17 protein-coding genes are annotated in these 20,684 nt (G+C 41.3%); 6 read left to right on the top strand and 11 right to left on the bottom strand.

What is annotated here, in order from left to right; genetic code table 11:
- The gene (locus GM182_RS00695; RefSeq protein WP_449186684.1) at window positions 1–597 is read right to left on the bottom strand and encodes an MBL fold metallo-hydrolase; all 597 of its coding nucleotides are present in this window, start codon (window positions 595–597) and stop codon (window positions 1–3) included.
- On the bottom strand, window positions 597–1,199 hold the full coding sequence (locus GM182_RS00690) for an IMPACT family protein (RefSeq protein WP_449186683.1): 603 nt from the start codon (window positions 1,197–1,199) through the stop codon (window positions 597–599). The genes GM182_RS00695 and GM182_RS00690 overlap by 1 nt, the downstream gene beginning before the upstream one ends.
- Before the next feature lie 109 nt (window positions 1,200–1,308).
- Between GM182_RS00690 and GM182_RS00685 the strand changes: the two genes are divergently transcribed.
- On the top strand, window positions 1,309–2,454 hold the full coding sequence (locus tag GM182_RS00685) for a hypothetical protein (RefSeq protein WP_449186682.1): 1,146 nt from the start codon (window positions 1,309–1,311) through the stop codon (window positions 2,452–2,454).
- Here the strand turns inward: GM182_RS00685 and truD are convergent.
- From truD to GM182_RS00655, 6 genes are all read right to left on the bottom strand, one after another.
- Window positions 2,451–3,578, bottom strand: coding sequence for a tRNA pseudouridine(13) synthase TruD (truD, locus tag GM182_RS00680; protein ID WP_449186681.1), 1,128 nt, complete (start codon window positions 3,576–3,578; stop codon window positions 2,451–2,453). The genes GM182_RS00685 and truD overlap by 4 nt on opposite strands.
- A 94-nt stretch (window positions 3,579–3,672) precedes the next feature.
- Window positions 3,673–5,535, bottom strand: a complete 1,863-nt coding sequence (locus GM182_RS00675) for an ATP-binding protein (protein WP_449186680.1) — start codon at window positions 5,533–5,535, stop codon at window positions 3,673–3,675.
- Window positions 5,536–5,547: 12 nt separating this feature from the next.
- Window positions 5,548–8,928, bottom strand: a complete 3,381-nt coding sequence (locus GM182_RS00670) for an AAA family ATPase (protein WP_449186679.1) — start codon at window positions 8,926–8,928, stop codon at window positions 5,548–5,550.
- The gene (locus GM182_RS00665) at window positions 8,921–10,123 is read right to left on the bottom strand and encodes a metallophosphoesterase (RefSeq protein ID WP_449186678.1); all 1,203 of its coding nucleotides are present in this window, start codon (window positions 10,121–10,123) and stop codon (window positions 8,921–8,923) included. Before GM182_RS00665 ends, GM182_RS00670 begins: the two co-directional genes overlap by 8 nt.
- A 5-nt stretch (window positions 10,124–10,128) precedes the next feature.
- Window positions 10,129–11,241: a hypothetical protein gene (locus GM182_RS00660; RefSeq protein WP_449186677.1), complete on the bottom strand. Its 1,113-nt coding sequence runs from the start codon at window positions 11,239–11,241 to the stop codon at window positions 10,129–10,131.
- An 84-nt stretch (window positions 11,242–11,325) separates the two neighbouring features.
- Window positions 11,326–12,417: a hypothetical protein gene (locus GM182_RS00655; protein WP_449186676.1), complete on the bottom strand. Its 1,092-nt coding sequence runs from the start codon at window positions 12,415–12,417 to the stop codon at window positions 11,326–11,328.
- Between the two features lie 108 nt (window positions 12,418–12,525).
- On the opposite strand from GM182_RS00655, the gene GM182_RS00650 reads away from it, so the two are divergent.
- Window positions 12,526–13,296 (top strand): 3D domain-containing protein, encoded by a 771-nt coding sequence (locus tag GM182_RS00650; protein WP_449186675.1) that lies wholly within the window; start codon window positions 12,526–12,528, stop codon window positions 13,294–13,296.
- A 75-nt stretch (window positions 13,297–13,371) separates the two neighbouring features.
- Here the strand turns inward: GM182_RS00650 and GM182_RS00645 are convergent, their stop codons facing one another.
- Window positions 13,372–14,871, bottom strand: a complete 1,500-nt coding sequence (locus GM182_RS00645; RefSeq protein ID WP_449186674.1) for a hypothetical protein — start codon at window positions 14,869–14,871, stop codon at window positions 13,372–13,374.
- Window positions 14,872–15,115: 244 nt separating this feature from the next.
- Between GM182_RS00645 and GM182_RS00640 the strand changes: the two genes are divergently transcribed.
- Window positions 15,116–16,888 (top strand): Na+/H+ antiporter NhaC family protein, encoded by a 1,773-nt coding sequence (locus tag GM182_RS00640; RefSeq protein WP_449186673.1) that lies wholly within the window; start codon window positions 15,116–15,118, stop codon window positions 16,886–16,888.
- Between the two features lie 89 nt (window positions 16,889–16,977).
- Here the strand turns inward: GM182_RS00640 and GM182_RS00635 are convergent, their stop codons facing one another.
- Window positions 16,978–17,532: a LemA family protein gene (locus tag GM182_RS00635; RefSeq protein WP_449186672.1), complete on the bottom strand. Its 555-nt coding sequence runs from the start codon at window positions 17,530–17,532 to the stop codon at window positions 16,978–16,980.
- Between the two features lie 52 nt (window positions 17,533–17,584).
- Between GM182_RS00635 and GM182_RS00630 the strand changes: the two genes are divergently transcribed.
- Window positions 17,585–18,337: a hypothetical protein gene (locus GM182_RS00630; RefSeq protein WP_449186671.1), complete on the top strand. Its 753-nt coding sequence runs from the start codon at window positions 17,585–17,587 to the stop codon at window positions 18,335–18,337.
- A gap of 60 nt (window positions 18,338–18,397) precedes the next feature.
- Window positions 18,398–18,718: a hypothetical protein gene (locus GM182_RS00625; RefSeq protein ID WP_449186670.1), complete on the top strand. Its 321-nt coding sequence runs from the start codon at window positions 18,398–18,400 to the stop codon at window positions 18,716–18,718.
- On the opposite strand, the gene GM182_RS00620 is transcribed toward GM182_RS00625, so the two are convergent.
- Window positions 18,719–19,564 (bottom strand): diacylglycerol/lipid kinase family protein, encoded by an 846-nt coding sequence (locus GM182_RS00620; RefSeq protein WP_449186669.1) that lies wholly within the window; start codon window positions 19,562–19,564, stop codon window positions 18,719–18,721.
- Window positions 19,565–19,710: 146 nt separating this feature from the next.
- Here GM182_RS00620 and GM182_RS00615 point away from each other — a divergent pair, with 146 nt between their 5' ends.
- The gene (locus tag GM182_RS00615; RefSeq protein ID WP_449186668.1) at window positions 19,711–20,667 is read left to right on the top strand and encodes a cation diffusion facilitator family transporter; all 957 of its coding nucleotides are present in this window, start codon (window positions 19,711–19,713) and stop codon (window positions 20,665–20,667) included.
- The last annotated feature ends 17 nt before the right edge of the window (window positions 20,668–20,684 follow it).

Below are 20,684 nucleotides of genomic sequence, written 5' to 3'. Positions count from 1 at the left end.
CTATCCACCCCTTTTATATAAATAATGAGTCTTCAAGTGAAACGGCCTACCATGACCTGGATATATAAGCGTATCACCGGGTATAGCTTTCATAAACTTCCTGATAGACATACGCATCTTAGCACTGCTGCCACCGGGCAGATCTGTTCTTCCTATACCATCGGTAAACAGGAAATCTCCCACAATGGCAATACCCTCATCAGGAAAGTAGAGTGAAATGCTACCAGGTGTATGACCCGGTGTGTGATACACCGTAAATGATATGTCCCCCAGCGCATGTACACCCTCACACATAGGGCTTGGTTTCACACTAACGGTAATAGGGGCAAATATCCCCCGTAGAGAACCGTTAAGCATGGGATCGGAAAGCATAGGAACATCGCCTCTATGAATATATACTGTCTCTACCGGCATAAGAGGAACCCCCAGTATATGATCCCAGTGTCCATGGGTTAGCACCACATACAAATGCCCTTTTAAAATACCCAGTGAGGCCAAATCACTACATGCAGGATCTACAACAATGGTGGTATTTTTATGGGTAATAACAATTGTGTTTGTCTGTAGTGGTCCACACGGATTTAATTGTATCTTCACTACGACACCTCCACAAGGGTCTTACCCCTTACATGTATCTTAACACCATCAAGATGCTTCAGACTGCCAACGATCTTCTCATACATGTCCTTGTCAATTTTCAGTATCCAGCGAACGACCTCTTCATAGTGGGGAGACAGACTTCTGACATCTATTCCCAATGAGCGAAGAATCCCATCAATTTTCACATCATATGTGTGCGTAATTTCTATGATATACCCTTCTTTAGCCTCTGCAACTCCAGCCTTTTCTATGGCAAGCTTGGCAGTATGGCCATAGGCATCAATAAGCCCTCTCTTACCTAACTTGATACCACCATAGTATCTAACAACACAGATAACACCATGGGTAACCCCTGCCCCTTTGAGAGCTCTGAGGATAGGAGGTCCTGCAGTACCTGCAGGTTCTCCGGCATCGGAAAAACCCTCTATGGTATGTACAACATAAGCCCATGCCACATGGGTAGCATCGGTATACTTTTCCCGTACCTTGGCTATAAAATCCTTTGCCTCGTCTTCTGTCATAACAGGCGATGCAACCCCTATAAACACAGAACGCTTAATATGATACTCAACCTGTACTTGCCTTCTCAATATCTTCATGTTCATCACCATGGTATATTGTATAACACAAAGAAAATGCCACTAATGGAATATACAATTGACATAAATGGACGTACTTTTTATAATAAGTGTATCGGAGGTGAAACGAGTGCGTAGATGGCAGGAGATATTGGAAATAAACAACCCACACCTAACAGGCTCGACAATGAAAGAGCTTGACCTGCCAGAGCACCCGTTACTACCCACATATTCACTAAAACTATATGGTAAAGGCAGACTACTTATTACTGGTTTCCCCGGAGTTGGAAAAACTGTACTAGCCCGTCAGCTTATAGGACACCTCGCAAAGAGGGGACTTAAAAATGCCTACTACATAGATATGAAAGATGTGGGAGACAAAGAGGCATTTGTAGAATGGCTTGAAAGAGTGGTGATGCCTGATATTGTCGTGCTGGATCACCTGCCATACCCCATTCCCACAAGCATAAAAGCCCTACAAATTGTTGATAGGGCAGGAGAAGACATGCCACCGTTGACATTCCTGTGGTATCTCCGCATGAGGGGAGAAGATGAGCTGGCTGATGAAATTCTCTCTCTCAAAACCATAGAAGACTTTGCCGTACATATGCAATGGAACGCCGTTATGCTTCACCACCTATTCAACTTATATCTTAAAGGTGGAGGCTTACCCGGTCATGTCAAAGACAAGGATATAAACATAGAAGGAGATTTATACCGATTGGAAAGCCATCTACGTGGTGCCAAACGCACGGTCGCCTCATGGTTAGGTAAAAATGCATCCAGCGAGGTAACATTCCTTCAAATAGCAGAGATGACAGGTCTCACAAGGCAAACTGTAGCCAAGGTTATTACAGAATTAGAAAACATGCATGTTATTAATGTTATCAATAACGACAATTCCAAGGAAAAGAGAAGAAAGAAACTTGTGCTCTTTACATCACCTATAGGCTATGGATACAACCCTGTTGCAAGAGTGAGACTACAAAAAATACACCTCCTATCTATAATAGCCTCACACCTTAGGGGTAATGTACACACAGTTAAAGAGAAGCGTGTCAAGATAGACCTTGTCACCGGCAAGCATTACATCTTCGTCATATCTGGTGAAGAAGAATTGCCACCTGCACTGAGAAGGGCCAAGAAGCTAACAGATAAGCCATCTATTATCGTGTCACTTATGCCAACCACACCACGTAAGCCACATCAGGGCGTCATCATCACACCGGCCTTTTACTATGACTTTATAGTGAAGAAACTGTCTAGCCTACTTTAGCGTCCCTCACGGGGCAGTTCACCTAACATATATGCAAGGAATATGGTGGCATAGCCCCCTTTAGGAAGCACAAAGTGGATATCAAACTTCAGTCTTCTAAATACATCATCACCAGAATGACCGGCATCTTTAAGCTCGGGTACCATGAAAACTTTTCTATACCTCAGAGGGAATGTTACTCCCCACACGCGGGTTTTAAAGTGGGTAGGGTCTATACCCTCTTTTTCTAAAAAGAGTCTCATACCTTCAGGAATCTCTTCAGGTTTCAGATATGGGCTGGGATATGGATATTCATCAAATGGTAGGTCAATAGGTTTTCTTGAGAAATTCAATGGAAGCCCCTTGACCTCTACGGCAAACACATTATCAGATCTTCTCAGGATCTCATAACTCACAGCCCCATTCCACACATATGACTGATAAGCAAGAGCGGCAATAGCCTTCTGCTCTTTAGGCACTATACGCAGGGCATCTCGGTATGCTCCCTGTCTACGTCCAAGAAACTTAAATACCTCTCTTTCCCAGCGGTGGCGGGCCACCTTTACACATATATCCCACACAGGGTGTTGACTTCTAAATATAGACTCACACGACGCCCTGACCTTAGGGGTAAGAAGCATAAGCAGGGCATCTTTGTATCGCCTTTGAATCATAGCCTTGGCGGGAAAATCACCACTAAAATATGAGCCAAATCTCTGAGGGCCAAAGTAGTTGGGCACTTTTAGCTCACCGGGCATTTCCAAATGCTCCATAATACGCTCTACATCAGCAGAAGACAGATCTCTGATAGTGATATAAAATTCGTTGCCCAGTATATCATCTTTAGATACATGGCGAGATACTTCGTCAATAGGGGTAATCTTCCAGCCCCTTCCTCCAACCTTGCGACCAACAACTCCCTTAACGGTAATATACTGGTGGGTAATAGCCCTTTTATCTTTCATTCCACCAAATGAAACAGCCCTATATCTCACCCCAAGAGCATCGGCCACCTCTTTCACGGCATCTATTGTTGTGCGATTTTTCTTGGTAAGTAGATAAAGACCATAGCCCTTACCCTTGGGCGGAAGTTTCATCAGTTCCTTTACTTCAAAGTCTTCTGGTCTATACTTTATTACCGCCAAGACTGTATCCCTCCACTGTGTTTTTTCTTCATTATATACACAAACAAAGTTTATATGACAAGAGTGATATAAAAAGGGGAGAGCTTTCTCCCCTTTATTCTGATGTCTTATCGTCCACCCGGGTTATCAACTTATCCAGAGATCGTCTGACATTGCCCGCACTATATGAGGCAAAAAATAGAGGAGCACCGGTGGCAGACAGAGGTGATGCAGGGCCAACAGCCATGAATGGGAAAAAGCTTTTACCGAAGAACTTTGCACTAAATGGATCGGGAAACGACATATAGACATCCATGGTACCGGGATAACCAGATACAAGCTCTGCAACCTTAGCACGCTCAGATGCCATGACAAGGCCATAGCCTATAAGGAATACGCGTATCTGATAAACAATGTCAGGTGCCAAAGAACCCAGTGTCTGGGAAATAAAAGTCCAACCCAGACCATATTTTCGTGTCTCCCTGACAGCTCTGATAAGATTTTTTCTCAAGCTCTCTACATATGTGTCTTCTTGCCTACCTGCTGGCACAAACCTATGTGCTTCGTCGAGGAAGACCATGGTATTCATTTGCTTACTATCTTTAAATCGTCTATGGGCTATAGCAACCAGCTTACGTAAGAAAGTATCTATAAGAAAATACTGGAGATATTCTCCCATGTCATCATCAGGTGACATAGATAAAACAAGAAGCTTATGACTATCGACTGTCATATCTATAAGTTGGTCAATGGTATGATCACCATGCATGAGAATAAGAATATCAAGTAGTCGCTTGGTAAATTCTCTCATTCTATCGGAATCTTGTTTCAGTCTCTCTATGTTATTTCTCTTCTCTTCACGGGATTTTTCATTATCGTATATGTCATCCATACGGGCATCTATGCGGTCAAGGACAATCATGGCCATATCATCAAGGGCTGGAGAGGATAATCCTTCTGTCAATATGCTTTTTAATGTATCACCAATATCCCCACTACCAATAATACGAAACTCTGATGCCACCGATGGAGGCACCATATTGTCCTTACCTTGTATATAAAGGGTATACGCATGGAAGATAGGTAAAACAGTAGAAACAAGACGTTCTATCTTGTCGGGAGCAGTAATACCAATGAATTGTGTGATACTCCGTATAACGGCTAAAAGCAATGACCGAATGTCCTCCCTATCCTCAAAGGCTATTTGAGATATAGGGGCCAATATGACACCTCCTCCTGTCTCCTGCCAATAGCTATGGACATCAAGAGGATATGTGCCACTACCCTTTTTCCCCGAAAAGTCTCTGAAAAATTCACCTTGAGGATCTAAAACAATTGCAGACATTGAGCGGTGAACGGCATAATAAGCCATAAGTATCTTTGCCAGTGCTGATTTACCAGATCCGGTACGTCCGAATATGCCTACATGATATGCTTCACCTATACCATTTTTATCCTCTGTACCAAAGTGGGGTAACCAAAATGGCACTGGCACATTACTGCCAAGGAAAGTTCCCGGAGTAAAAACCTTTCTATCAGAAAACATCTCTATAAAACTGTCAATAAACTGCTGTGTCATACGCTTAATAGTTGTTCCTGTATTGAGTACGGTCCTAAATGTGACAACTTCTACCTGCCTACCTGATGGCCCCTCCTTGATAACAAATGACGACTGAGGAACAAATTTGGCGATAACCGTACTGGGGGCATATACCATGTTACCTCCCTGAACATAGACACCTACCCTAACATCGCTATCTGATTCTACAGATACAATCTTCCCTATGATAAATATCCTGCGGCCTTCTGTATCTTCTACCATGACTACCGCATCTTCTCCAACTTGAGGAGGTTCAGATTCTATCATATCAGGATTATAAACATCCTTGTCTATAACCGCTGTATATGCACCCGCCGACTGTTGTCCTCTAATAAACCCCAGTTTAGGGGCATTCTCATATGCCTCTATGATGTCCATATCTATCCCTCCTTATGCCAAAAGGTCACCTATATCATCAACATCTGTATCCTCATCGTCGTTAATAAACGAAGTTCCCAGTAATGAACCTACGGTCGATATGCCTCCAACCATTTTTCCCTTTTCCATACGAATAACAGGGCTCTCTGGTGGGGCACTGTCAAGAATACTTTCATCGTGGGTAATGATAAAAATCGTATGCCCCGAAGAAGAGACAAGATTCTCTAGCACAGGCCTTAGCTCTTGCTTACGCTGGCTATCAAGGGAAGAAAAACCTTCATCAATAAAGAACACCCTATGCCCACCATAACCGGCTACAACATCGGCCAGTGCAAAAACAAACGAGAGGCCAAGCATCGTTTTTTCTCCACCAGATAACATTGAAGCAGGTCTTATGGTTTCATTCCACATGTCATACACTTCTATGCCCTTATCACCTTGCATGCTCTCCAACCTATAACGACCACTAAGCATCTCGAGGTTATCAGAAAGCCTGTTTCTAAACACCCTCATGACCATATCCACATACCACTTATAAAATCTCGGGACAACCTGTCTCCTGATATACTCCAGCAATACAATTTGCTTTCCAACATGTTCCATATCGTCTATGTGTTTCTCCAACCTTCCGTGCAAAGACTTCATGCTACTGTATGACTCCTCTAGCCTGTCAAGAACCACCTCAGGAGACATACCACTATCTGATACAGCACGCTCTAGCTCAGGGGGTATCTTCTCTCCCAATGATATGAGGGTTTGTTTCTTCTTTTCCATATCTTGGAGCCTACCAACAAGCTCTTCTAAATGACCTTTTAATGTGCTAATATCGTTCCCCACCAACTGAAGAGTTTCTTCATCTTGAACAAGCTTGCTGAGTGATTCTATTAGGTCATCAACGTGTTCGTATATCTCTATAAACTGTTTCTGATACACAAGAGAGGCACTGTGAGATTTGATACCTGCAATATATTCGTTAACCTCCATAAGCTCCTCTGGCGTTGGTGGCTTCATCTCCCTCATTTGAAGATAATCTCTACCAAGCATATCTATAATTCTCCGTGATGTCAGCTTATACGCAACAAGCATTTTGGCATCAGTTTCAAAACCGCTGTAATATGTTCCCGGAGAAATGTCATCTTTGAGAAGAAGCCTTTCATAATCCCTAAGATGGTTATATACCATTAGCTCCTCTAGGATTTGCTCTATATCATTGGGTATATTTTCAAGTTGAGAAAGAACATCACCAAGCTCCCTTTCTTTTGTATCCAGCTCTGCCTTAACATCATTATACTGAGCCAGTTTTTCCTTCAAAATTCTACTTGCCATGCGAAGTTCAGCTAATACATTCTTGTATATTTCCTCTGTATTCATAATATGCTCTACAAACGATGCTGTTATCTCCTGTGGTAGAGGAATGTGTATCTGTTGTAACAAGTTTGCTCTCTCCTGCTGTAAATGTACCAACCGCTCATCTAAAGCCTCGCGCCTTTTCAATACAGACTGTGCACTATCTATCTGCTGTTGAATATCCTCAAGCATCTTGGCAACACGATGCTTAGCATCAGAGACTGATGTGCTATTAGGGCATACCTTTTTTAGCATGTCAAGAAGCTTTTTACGTTTTAGAGCTATCTCCGAAGCCTGCATACCACTAAGTGCACTAATAAGTTCATCAGAAACAGATGGGCGACTGGTCTGAGGAACATCATGTGCTGCACCACACACAGGACACACACCGTCACGGGCATGCATATACCTGCCATAGTCTACAACCCACTGTTCTATAATCTCTGTGTCCGTCTTCTCACCAGTAGACTCTGGCAACATTTCAAGCTGTGCAATAATACGGGTAATCGATTCCTGCTTCTTTTCATATTCACTACGCTTCTGATACAAAACATCTATATCTGGCACAGTAATGGCATCTCTTTGCTTTTTAACCTGCTCTATCTCCTTTTCTATATGCACAAGATTTTGAAGTAAAGAGATATATGGTAACAACGGCTCTACAGCTTTATAGGCATCTTCAAGATCTTGTTTCTTATTTTCATATTCCTCCACCTTGCCACGATACAAGGTAACATCTTTTTCCAAGGAAGTAAGCTTTGACTTCAAACTATTAATATCCCTCTCCAGCGCATCTCTACGACTAATGAGCAATTTCTTCTTATCGACAAGGGCCTTTGTGTGTGAAAGGGTTTCTTCAGAGGCATCACTGTACCGACCATGAAGATATGCATAGGTTCGAAAAATCCTATCTTGCTTCTTACGAGCTTTTTTATATTTCTGGAGAGACTCATAAGCCTCACTATAATCATCTATATCAACAGGTGTCATATGGCTAAGTACCGCTACATCATTTGCAGACAATCCCTTATCCCTTAAGTAGGCTATATATTTTAGTCCTTCTTGACTCTGCGGGGTAATACCCATATCTGCCAGATATGCTTTCTGCCTTTCTATACGCTCTACAAGTGAAGTTTTTTCCTTCTCCAATGTCTCTATCTGAGATTTGATATCTTCTATACTGGCATGGGTTTCTTCTATCTGCTCCATCAAATTCTTGAGTTCCTTCACAGCATCAAAGGAGGGCATATACTGAGAAAGCATTGTCTTTGCTTGAGATACGACAGTAATGGTATCTTCCAACAATTTCAGGAGCATTACGTTATTATCACTATCATATATATCCTCCCATCGGGCAGATAGCACACTATCATAATGCTCTATAAATGGTGCTACCTTACTGTATGTTTCATATATCAGATTCTTATCCGAAATAATGGCATCGTCAAGTGCTTCTTTCCGTGTACGGAGATTATCCAATTTCTCCTTAATAACCTGCTTGATATCCTCCTCTTTAAAAGGTACAACACCCGATTGACTTAGGGTTTCCACAGGCTTTTTACCAACAACCATATCATCAATCTTGCCTTGCATAATTAGAAAAGTGCTACGAAGGACCTCTGCCATCTTTCCCTCAATACCTAAGATGTTTTCTACAGCGGTCGTAACAGCTTTATCTTTATCTGGTACATTTTCCATTCGCTGCCATAGTTTTCCATACTTCACTCGAATCTGAGAACGGGTATTTAAGGTTGACTTACCAATAGAAAAAGAGCGTCTCACCTGATATAGATTGCCATCGGCACCATAGAATTGAACCTCTACATAGCCACTATCTGCCCCTTGTCTAAGAATACCTGACTTGCCAGCAAATCGGTCTACCTGACTTGTAAGGGCATACATAATAGCCTCAAGAATTGATGATTTACCAGCCCCATTATGGCCAAGTATAAATACAAGCGATCCCTGACCCACATCATCTATATCCACGCGGAACTTTTCAATACCCATAAAGTTGCGTATCTCTATATGCTTGAGATTAATCATCGACATCACCCCTTAAAAGGGAGGCAAAAATATCGCCCATCGTATCCTTAAACATCTTCTCATCTATGCCATCTGGAAGGGTAATATCTGATTTATGGGTCTCAAAGTACTGTTGGAAAGCATCATCAATAGAAACGCCGGCCACTCCATCTAATTCCACAATATGCCCATCTTTTTCTCTCTTGATAATAGAAACGAGCCTTCGAATATTAACCCTACCGACATCAACTCCATAAGCAGCTAGATGTTTTTCAACATCAACCAGTGTGATATCCTTCTCACTAATACCCAAATGGGATATCACCAAGAGTTCTTTCTCTTCTAAAACAGTTTTTATCCAGTCAACAGCCTGTTCTAATGTGTCAAACTGCCTCTTGTACTCCAGTCTATAGGGCAGAGAAATACTTAGCGGGGTATAGCTAATATTATCGGATGTTATTTCCGCTATACCAAACGACACATCATCACCACCCAATCGTGCATCACGGGGAAGCATAGAACCAATAACATACCTACCATCACGGGATACATATCGTCTATGGTCATGCCCTGCAAATATAACTGTGCCATTCTGAGCAAGGGGTTTGTCTGGCACAACAAACTCTCGCGCCATAACATTGGAAAGGAGACTACTTAAACGACTTTCAAGAAAATAATGAACAAAGAGTATGGCATTCTTCTTGTTAAACATATCCATTGTGTTTTCCCTCATCTCGTTGATAACCCCTTCGGGAAGAATTGATGCAGCATGGGGTAATACGGCAACATGCCTTATATCATGAAGCTCCATAACCTTCTCATAGGCAATACCTTCATGGAGTTCGTCTGTTGCTAGTATGGGACTCTTTTTTTCAAGCGACTGCATACCAACAAATGTGAAAAAGTATCCATCAGATATATTTGATAGTTCATCGTACAGCTGAGGCACTATAACATCATGATTACCCCTCACCATAAATGTCGGTATGCGATAGCGTCTGATAAGACCAAGAAAGTGCATAAGGGCCATCCACCCGCTGCGACCACGCCATGTATGAAGAAGGTCACCTAGCACAGCTATAAGCTCTACTCCCTCATCGGCAAACCGCTGAAACACTTTGTCAAGATATATCTGCTCTGCATGTCTATCAAGCACACCAGATAAGAATGTTGGGTAATAACCTAGATGTAAATCGGCAATAAGCCCAATCTTCATTTGTATCACTCCCCATAAAAAATAGAGTGCATAGCAGACCCTTCTCCCCTATAATCGGGAAAGAGCCTCATAACTTCTCTCATATCAGCAGAAGCAAAGACATTTTCAATAAGCAAATTCATAGCAGAGGATATAGTCTTCTTAGCATATTCATCTGCAGCCATTATTGCGGCTACACGGGGCATAAGGTCAAGTGCAGGAAGCACATGAGATATGACCCATGATACATCTTTGTCGGGAGCAACATCTATTCTTAGCACGGCATGCCGCCACTGAACAAGATTGATATAGTAGGTATTCATGTTATAGCTAACTTTCTTGTCACCATATGCAAGATGGATATGCAGGGGAAATGGTCCCACAATAACAGGGGCAGAAACTTTCTTATCCTTTTTATTCTTGCCATAAAGCTCTCGACGTTTATGTAAAATGGCACTACCAATGGCAAATGCCTCCTTAATACCGATATCTTCTAATATATTTATATATGCAAACTTCTCCTTGAGCTCCCTATCGGCAAAGGCAATGTCCTTCATCATCCGCTTAGGAACAAATACGATATCTGATGACAGATGGGTTATCTGTGCAACAGCCTCTACCATATTCATAAGCACCTCATGGGAAACTTCTGTCTGCATGGCAAGATGACCCATACTGCTACTGAGAGAACCATCTACGAACAATACTGCCTCATCATTGTTCTCTATGTATGCATGTGCCTTCTCTACAGCTATTGCCACAGATTTCAGCTCTGCTGTATACTCCAGCATCTTAAATGTACGTTCCCCTTTTTCTCCTAAAAAGACATCTGCCCCTAAATCCAGAGCCTCTGTATATAGAACACCATTTTTAATAAATGCCCCCACAGTCACATAGGCCCCAATAATACCTCCAAACATCTTATAGGTGGCGAATGCACCATCTATCCCAACAACCAATGCAGGAGTCGAAACAACATCATCTACAAAGGTAAGCTTTTTCATCTGAATTAGGGTATCGACAAGATTGCCAAATATAAAGTCAAGATCTTTATCCTTCATCTTCTGGGCAAACGCTTTCATCTTCTTACTGGCCGTGTCCACAATAATGTCGGCTACAGGCACTCTATCGTCCAACATAAAACCACCCCTTTAGGGATAAATTTATATAGCATATGTTTGTCTATTTCTATTATACAAGACAACCTATAGCTTAATGTTCTTTCATCGTTTTAATGATACATGTATAAAGAGGGCATCTTTAGAAATATATGAAATATCAGCAATAACACCTTTTATCTGCATCTTATCTAGAAAAGCAAACATGGTATCACCATACATGTTATACAGAGCAGCAACATTGCCAATATTTATATATGCTGTGCCGTGATCAATCTCTTTATAAGAGAAATACCGTGTGGTAGATAAGACAAGCATATTATCAGAGAGCATGTAATACATATGCGGATACCTTTGTTTTACAAAGTAGAGTGCATTTTCAAACGAAGCAGGAACACCATGGAGAAAATATACAGACAAGAGAAATTCATTATCAGAAGGTGATATATCCACATGAATATAGGCATTCTTTAATATGTCAATCGTACTATCTAGCCACACCAGCTCCGCCGATGACAGATGAAAATATTTCAATACTAATCCCTTGTAGTAGGAATAAAGAGCATTCAGGAGGGAACCATCAACTGAAATACTCATCTCTGCTTTGGGGAGAAAAGCATACTTGTATGTACCATCAGGTAAAGTTGACAGAGGAATATCAAGATAAAGGTATCCTTCAGCATCCATTGAAGATATGGAAATCGTCCCCGTAAAGCGGATATGCCTATCTACCCTCATATCAATAACATCAGGAGCAGATACACGGGCAAGGGGTTCAAGAGAAGGTTTTATAGGTTTTCTTTCCATATATGGCTCATCACTGGATAAACATAACATGGTGCCACACAGAGTATAAAAAATCTTTTTACTCATCCAGACATGGGAGGCGGTCTGAGCATACGGTACCATTATATCAACATCGGTTGTTGCCGTCCCCACAATAACCAATTTATTCCAAAATTCATGGGAAGAGACATTAACTGTGGTTGTAGACATATACAAGGTCAAAGATTTCAGTTTATCATTACATCCTGTCATATAACCCCACACACTAGTCGCCTCATCATCCAGCAGTGTCAGCTTTACATTAAAAGTGCTAAGTGGTACCAATGAATAAGGGGAAAGAAAGCTATCAGGAGCACCACAGGCTACAAACAATATTATTAGCATGAGTGTTATGGAAACGACTTTCTTCAAATTTTGACACCTCCCACAGTCAACACCTCTTTACACTTAATAGAATACCCTCTAAAATGGCATGTTATAATGCCACGATACAAATTAGCAAGATAAGGAGGGATCTCTATGCATATAAATATAGATGTAGAGAAAATACGAAGGAGTGTGCGAAGGCTATTTATCATCATGCTTGTTATAGTATTTGCCACCGGTTTATCGCCGGTATATTACTCTATAGCCGATGCTGGCAAAAACGGTCCATACATTAGTCCAGAGCCTCTGTATCAGTCTATACGTCAGCTACAGATGGAAACAGCCAGCCTTAAGTTGCAGGTCAGTGCTCTGCAAGAAGAAAATAGCCAGCTAAAAAAGACTGTAGAACAGCAACAAAATGCTATCGCCACATACCAAGCACAGATAGAAAAACTCCAGAAAGAAAATGACCAACTAAAAAAAGAGGTTGAAACACTACGAGCCAAAAACAGATATTTACAGAGTATAGTGGCATCGCTTGATAGGAAGCTTCAGTTTAAATTGGAAAACATGATTCCTACACTACAAAAAGCCACACATATCAAATTGGATAAATTCACCATCACAGCCTATGCCCCAGCAGCTGGAGGCATAAACTGTAGTGGAGATTGCAATACCACAGCCAAACTATTTAAGGTATCTGCTATTAAAGACCTTGATAACATCACATACTGTGCTGTAGACCCAAGAGTTATACCACTATACTCTGTTCTCATTATTCAAGGACTAAACAAGCCATGCGTCGCTGTAGACACAGGAGGAAAGATTAAAGGCCACCACATAGATATACTCATGCACAGTGTAGAGAGTGCAAAAAAATGGGGAAGGAAAACCCGTATGGTCATTATTATTCCTCCACAGTAAAAAGATACATGTCCAGCTTACCTATAGAAAAAGGGGAGACTTGTGCCTCCCCTTAGTTTTTACATGTCAGAAATATTATTTTGTCTTTACAATAGATACAATCTTGAGACCAGACATATTCTTATCCTCATCGTATGTAACAGAGATAGTAAACTCTGCATTATCGATAACCTTGGCATAGCCATCAAACATCTTAGCTGCCTCAGGGTCCATCATTCCAAAGATCTCACCATATTTAGCTGGATCGATATTCAGTTTGAGATATAAAACAGGTTTTCCCTCAACTTTTTCAGTAGTCAACTGAGGCTGGAATGTGCCAGCAACGATTTCAAAGCCATCTCCTGTCTTCTGGGCATTGGCATAGAGATTAGGCATAGAACCTTTGGCACCTTCAATATACTGATCTATCATCTGTCCATACATAGACCAGATCTTATCGGCATCTTTAAAGTACTGTCCTACCACGGCACCTGCCATCTGCTGCATAGATTTTACCGAGACTGAAAGTGTAATAACACCACCGGCAAACATGTCTATCATCTGTTTATACTCTCCCAGCTGCTCGTCTGCCTTAGCTGCCTGATTCATGGCTTCTACAAACCAATCTGTATCAACGGCAAGAATAAGGTCTGAATCTTTCACAACTTTAATATCTCCATCGATACCAAGATTTTCAAATTTTACATCAGATGGATTGTAACCTTTGAGAATAAACTGAGATGTATAAACACCATTTTTCTCTGAGGAGCTGATATCGCCAAACACACGAATAGGTTCCTTCCAGCCGGCTTTCACAAGGTCATTTTTAGCTTTCTCATCGGGAATCTGTTGTGGATCAAGATACAGGGCGAATGTGTGAGATGTGGCCTCTTTCCAAAATGCATTTTTCGTGATATTTTCCGATACCTTTTCCATCTTGGAAAACGGCTGTCCTATAGTGACAATGATATTCTTTCCATCCTGCTCGAAATAAAGAATAATCTGTGGACCATCTTCAGGCTTGATGGTCATTGTTCCCTTCTCTGGGTCTACCGTAATCTCAGCATTTTGCATATCCTCAGATTTTTTCATCTCATCAAGAATACCCTGTACATCTGATAGATAATCTTTTACCTTTACCTCTTTAGAAAATTTAACGGCAATAGCCAGATATATGCCATTATCAGGACCAAGCACAACTTCTTCAGGGTCTTTATCCTTCAACCCTTCGACTTTTTTCAGATCTACAGCAATAACGCCATATTGACTTTCTGTGATGTCGTTATATTTATCCATAATCTTCTTTATCTGCTCGGTAATCTGTTTGACATCTTCATCCATGCCCTGTGTCCACATGGGAGCAACACCGGCATCTACCAGTTTCTTTTGCAGATCCTGCATAGCCTTTGTATCATCTTTACTGACATTGAAGAAAATATAAAAACCGGTATTGGGAATCTTCTCCGTTAAATCAACGCCTCCACTGGAAGCCATAGGATTTTCTTTGGTCTGTGTTTTTTCCGTCCCACAAGATGCAAAAGTAAACACCAAAGAAAAAATGATAAATAGTACAATGACACTTCTAAATTTTTTCATATAATCCACCTCCTACTGTAATGATACACCAACTTAGACTTTTTGGTATCATTCCAATCCTCCAACACAAATGCACATCTATATGCAAATAAAACATCGTGATATTCAGGACATATTACTCATAAAATTCACATTTTACACAATAAAATATGCAAATCTCTTCATTCTAGACTTGACACCACTTCAACATGTAGCATAAAATTTCAACAAAATATTCCCGAAAGGGGAAAAGGAGGTATGCAACATGACTCGGAGAAGAGTAACATGGATTTTAGCCGTATCCATCGGCATTATGTTGCTTGCTCTGCCTTTCTGGGCATATGCAGCAGATGCAAGTAGCAAATTTTCTTATGGATTTTGGGCGCTTCTGCCGCCGACCATCGCCATTGTGTTGGCCTTTACAACTCACAGACCTATTATTTCGCTGTTCATAGGTATATGGGTTGGTCAGTACATATACGAAGGACTGCCTAAACTGATGGGAGGTGATGTTTGGGGTGGTATACTTGCTACGGTCACCTCGCTCTTCCATCTCTTCTCCGAGCGAATCATTAACCTCCTGGCAGATCCTTGGTATACAGGTATCATCATATTCACCATTTTGCTTGGTGGTCTTCTCGGTATTATCAACCGCAGTGGTGGTATGTGGGCAATAGCCGAATCACTGGCAAGGAGTGCCAAAAACTCGTCAATGGCACAGTTCTTTGCCTCTCTAATGGGCATAGCCATATTTTTTGACGATTATTCCAATACCCTGCTTGTTGGAAATACTATGAGACCTGTAACAGATAAATTTAGGGTATCAAGGGAAAAACTCTCTTATATAGTAGATTCCACCGCAGCACCTGTGGCATCCATGGCCCTTATATCAACTTGGATATCCTATGAGATCGGTGTAATATCCGATGCTATGAAAAATGCTGGATTTCCTGAAAAGATATGGAACTCTTCTTATAATATTTTCATTATGTCTATACCCTTCAGGTTTTATTCTATATTCGCCTTAGTTCTTCTGTTTGCTATTGCACTGATGTCCCGTGACTTTGGGGCAATGTATAAGGCAGAGGTAAGGGCAAGAAAGACAGGTAAGGTATACAGAGACGGAGCACAGATCATGATATCTAAAGAGATATCCGAACTAAAAAAGCCAGAGGGTGTTAAACTTAGGGCCATCAATGCTTGGCTCCCAATACTTGTGCTTATCATAGGAACCATTGTTTCACTCTGGATAACCGCCGGAGGAACAGCTGCATATCAGGGTTATCTTAAAGAATATGGCTCTGTCTTCAAGGCTATCACCTTTACATTTGGTGATGCCGATGCCTCTGTAGCATTGACATGGGCAGTTGTAGCCGCAACATTTGTGGCAGCTGTTATGGTTCTTGTCCAAAAGATTATGAGTGCTGGAGAACTTGTAGATGCATGGCTTGATGGAAACAAATCCATGATGATGCCTGTTGTCATCCTTGTTATCGCATGGGCTTTGGGAAGTGTTAACTCAGACCTTGGAACAGCAGAGTATGTTGTTTCTCTGGTAAAAGGGTGGCTTCCTGCATCTATTCTGCCACTAGGTATTTTCCTATCTGCGGCAGTCATATCATTTGCAACCGGTACATCATGGGGAACAATGGCCATTGTCATGCCTATAGCTATAGGACTTGCAGCAGAATTTTACGGAACAGCAGATGTTGGCGTCATGCTTATTGCAACTATTGGTGCAGTATTGACAGGTGCCGTATTTGGAGATCACTGTTCACCAGTATCTGATACCACCATACTTGCATCTATGGCATCTGCCAGCGATCACATGGACCACGTTAATACCCAAATACCATATGCTTTTACAGCAGCTGCCGTTGCAGCACTTGTTGGATTTCTACTTGTAAAGTGGATACCAGTATGGTTGTCACTTTTACTGGGATTTGGTATCATAATACTTCTTGTCAGATACATAGGTAAACCAGTACCTAATCTGACAATTGATGAAATAGAAAAAGAAGAGCTGTCTCAGGGATAGGGTACACCTCCCCTCCCATGACATAACCCGCACACCCTTTTTAAAAAGGGGGACCTTTCGGTCCCCCTATTTTTCTGAGAAAAAGACTTTTAGAACTGGACCTTTGGTGCCTTGCGAACCTCAGAAGATTCTGTCTCAAAGTACTCAAAGGGTTTAAAGCCCAACATGCCGGCAATGATATTGTTGGGGAATAGTTGAATGGTCTTGTTGAACATATACACCGTATCGTTGTAGGCCTGTCTTGCATATGCAACCTTGTTTTCTGTGCTTGTTAGTTCTTCCTGAAGCTGCAAGAAATTCTCATTGGCCTTCAGTTCAGGATATGCCTCGGCAACGGCAAACAATGTCTTTAGAGTAGATGTCAGCTCACCTTCAGCCTTTGCCTTCTCTGCAGGAGATGTTGCCCCCATAGCCTTGGCACGGGCCTCAGCAACTTTTTCAAATATTTCTTTCTCATGCTTGGCATAACCCTTAACAGTATTGACCAAATTTTCAATAAGATCATATCTTCTCTGGAGCTGCACATCTATCTGGTGCCATGCATTTTCTACCCTATTCTTGAGAGTAATAAGCCTGTTATAGACACCGATAATCCATAGCACAATGGCCACAATAATAACAATGGCTATAATGAGTCCAACCATGAAAAACCACCTCCTTACCTGTATTTTTATTATACTTTATGTGGTGGTGAAAATGGACGATTTAGAACGAATATTTTTCTTTACTGCTTCTCTTAGCGGGCATGCCGCAGTACGTGCCTTTATATTGCTTATGGAAGAGTATATAGATATCACAACAGATATGGCACCATATGTCTATCGCAGCATATTTGTTCCACTATCGGCTCATATTGGATCTCGATTCGGCATATACGGCATACTAGTTCCTTCTCTAAGAGAAAGCAACCTACAGGATAGGCTTAACCTTGTAAAAGATACCGACATACTGGGAGCAATGACAACCCTTTTAAAGGATAGTGCGGAAGAAGTAGCCAAAAACTTACCGGATATATGGAACTTACCAGACACATTCGAAAGTGTCAAATCTGATGTGGAAGATGTATCCTCTCGTATTTTCAAAGAGAGACAAGTCATGTGGATAGAGGGAAACACATTTGAAACAATGAACCTCCTATCGCTGGCAACACACTATGAAGATATCATGCTATCACTACTAAGACAAAAGGGAGACATTCTTCTCCATATGGAGCAGCGTTTAGGTTATCTTTCAACTTATAAACGACTTGTAGCAGAAACAATGCTTTCCTACAGTTTTACACCGGCATTTGCTATGGAACTAACATATCTACCTCACAAAGTCGTTGAGGCTGTTGCACCTATGATTGAAGATGTGTTGAAAAATGAGAATGCTAAAAAACTGTATACCGAAAAAGATCCTTTACTGTCATATCCTTATGGCATAGCCAAAGATATTTTGAATAGTTAGGCAATATATTTGTCACCAATGACAATATTTTGCTACAATATCAACAAGGAGGTGTATAAAGTGAGGGGAAACATGCGAGGAATGACAATGTTGATACTAAGTTTCTTATGGCTCATAGTGTTGGCTATGCTACCTATAGGTGGGTTGTGGAAGTTTATACTCATCCTTCTTACATGGCCACTGTTACTACCAGCTGTTGTAACACTGGCCGGTATAGGGGCAGCACTACTACCTATACTGGGAGTAGCCCTTGTGGGAGCCATTATTGTAGGGGTGCTATTCTTGGTAGCAGCTCCAATAGCCCTCATCATAATAATAGGACTTATCCCTCTGCTTATCATCGGTTGGATGATGGACGGTGGATGTGGCAATTGCTACTAACTATAAAGGCTTTATATATCGGATGTATATGGGGGTATCCGCAGTATACACAGAAAACTGAGATACCCCCTTTATAATTTCACCATCTACTTGAAACACTTTAGGTTCTTCAAGTTTTATATCAATCCTATTGGCATGACCATAAGATACCTTTTCGTAATGTAAAATTTCACCATTGAACAGAATTGGTATCTGATGAAGAAGTTCAAAGGGTGAGATATAACGGGCCACCAACCATGCTATAGACTTCTTCTTCACATCGGCATGAGGTAGAAGATAAAAACCTCCTCCAACATAGGCACCTCTGCCAAATGACATAAGAGATAAAGAGTGTGGAATATCAATGCTGGCATCTACAACACTAGTTGTTGAAGCACCTAATATCATTGTCTTAATAAGTCCATAGGCATATGCGGGAATACCACGAAGATATTTACCCTTGACATCAGAGGCGTAATATGCTGTATAGGCATCGAGCCCTGTACCAAGAGCATTGAGAAAGTATCTCTCTCCTTCTTCATATCTGAACACACCAGGATAGAACTCTACAAATTCGGCATAGGGCAAACTCTTCACAAAGTCGTTACCTGAGCCTGATGGAAAAACAGTGATATATATAGGATCTCTAACACGACATTGGTAAATAGCATTGATAACCTCATTAAGTGTTCCATCACCACCGAAAACATAAAACTTTCTGTAAGAGCAAAGTTTGCTGAACTCATTTAGAAGATATCCTTTACTGGTAGAAACAACAACATCACACTGTCGCCCAAGGAGTTTCCGAAAATGAAGAAATGCCCGCTTTGCCCTCCCTCCTCCAGAGACAGGATTAACAACAAACACACCCTCCGACATGTTTTTATGATAGCAAAGGACAAATATATTACATCCATGAGTTTCCCGCATGTGTTTCATATTTTCTAAATATTTTTTCATAACAATCAATATGTTTATATACCTTTATAATGGTATTGAAGGGAGGGGTAGATATGGGACACCATCACCACCATCATCACATTGATGAAAACACATCGACATTACCAATAGCACTAACAGTGCTAACCAATTTGGGCATAACCATAGCAGAACTGATAGGAGGCTATTTGTCAGGCTCTGTAGCACTCACAGCCGATGCATTTCACAATCTCGGCGATAGTATTACATCGCTCCTTGTATGGATAGCCAAATCCGTAGAGAAAAAGGGCCCTGACAGAAGACATACCTTTGGATTTAAAAGGGCTGAGGTCATAGCATCGTTTGTTGTTTCACTACTTCTGTTTGCTGCAGGCCTACTAATATTAAGAGAAATTATAGAACGCACACTACAAGGTGGCTTTGAAATAGACCCAAGAATACTTTTACCTGTTGCCATTATAGGGCTACTGGGCAACATCGTAGGCATTGCCCTGTTATGGAAACAGGCTAAACATAGCATGAGTATCAAAGGTGCTCTAATACACCTTATATCTGATGCACTATCATCCGTACTTGTGGTAGTAGAAGGAATACTCCTATATATAGGGTTTGAAAATCTATGGTATCTCGACCTCATTATCGGTGCATTCATCGTATACTTTCTCTTCAGTCATGCCTACGAAATACTAAAAGAGAGCATGCATATTCTCATGGAGGGAGTACCAGAAGATGCTGACATAGACCTTATAGAAAAAACCATCAAAGAGTTCAAGCCCAATATCAAAGACATACATGATATTAGAGTATATACACTCACGGGCAAGGAGGCATTTGTAGAAGTGCATGCCGTTGTACCTGAAGATATGACGGTAAAAGAAGTAGACATGCTACGGGACAAGCTCAGACATACTCTACATGAGGCATGGAACAAAGACATACATCTTACACTGCAGGTAGAAGCTGAGAACTGCCATTGTCGGGAACATGAGCACCATCACCATGAACATGGAATCCATAAGGCCATGAGCTAAAATATCACTAAGGGGTG

The sequence above is a fragment of the Zhurongbacter thermophilus genome, from assembly GCF_026184435.1.
Lineage (GTDB): Bacteria > Coprothermobacterota > Coprothermobacteria > Coprothermobacterales > JAADFF01 > JAADFF01.
Note: the sequence above shows the minus strand (reverse complement) of the source record. Positions and strands in the feature narration are given on the sequence as shown.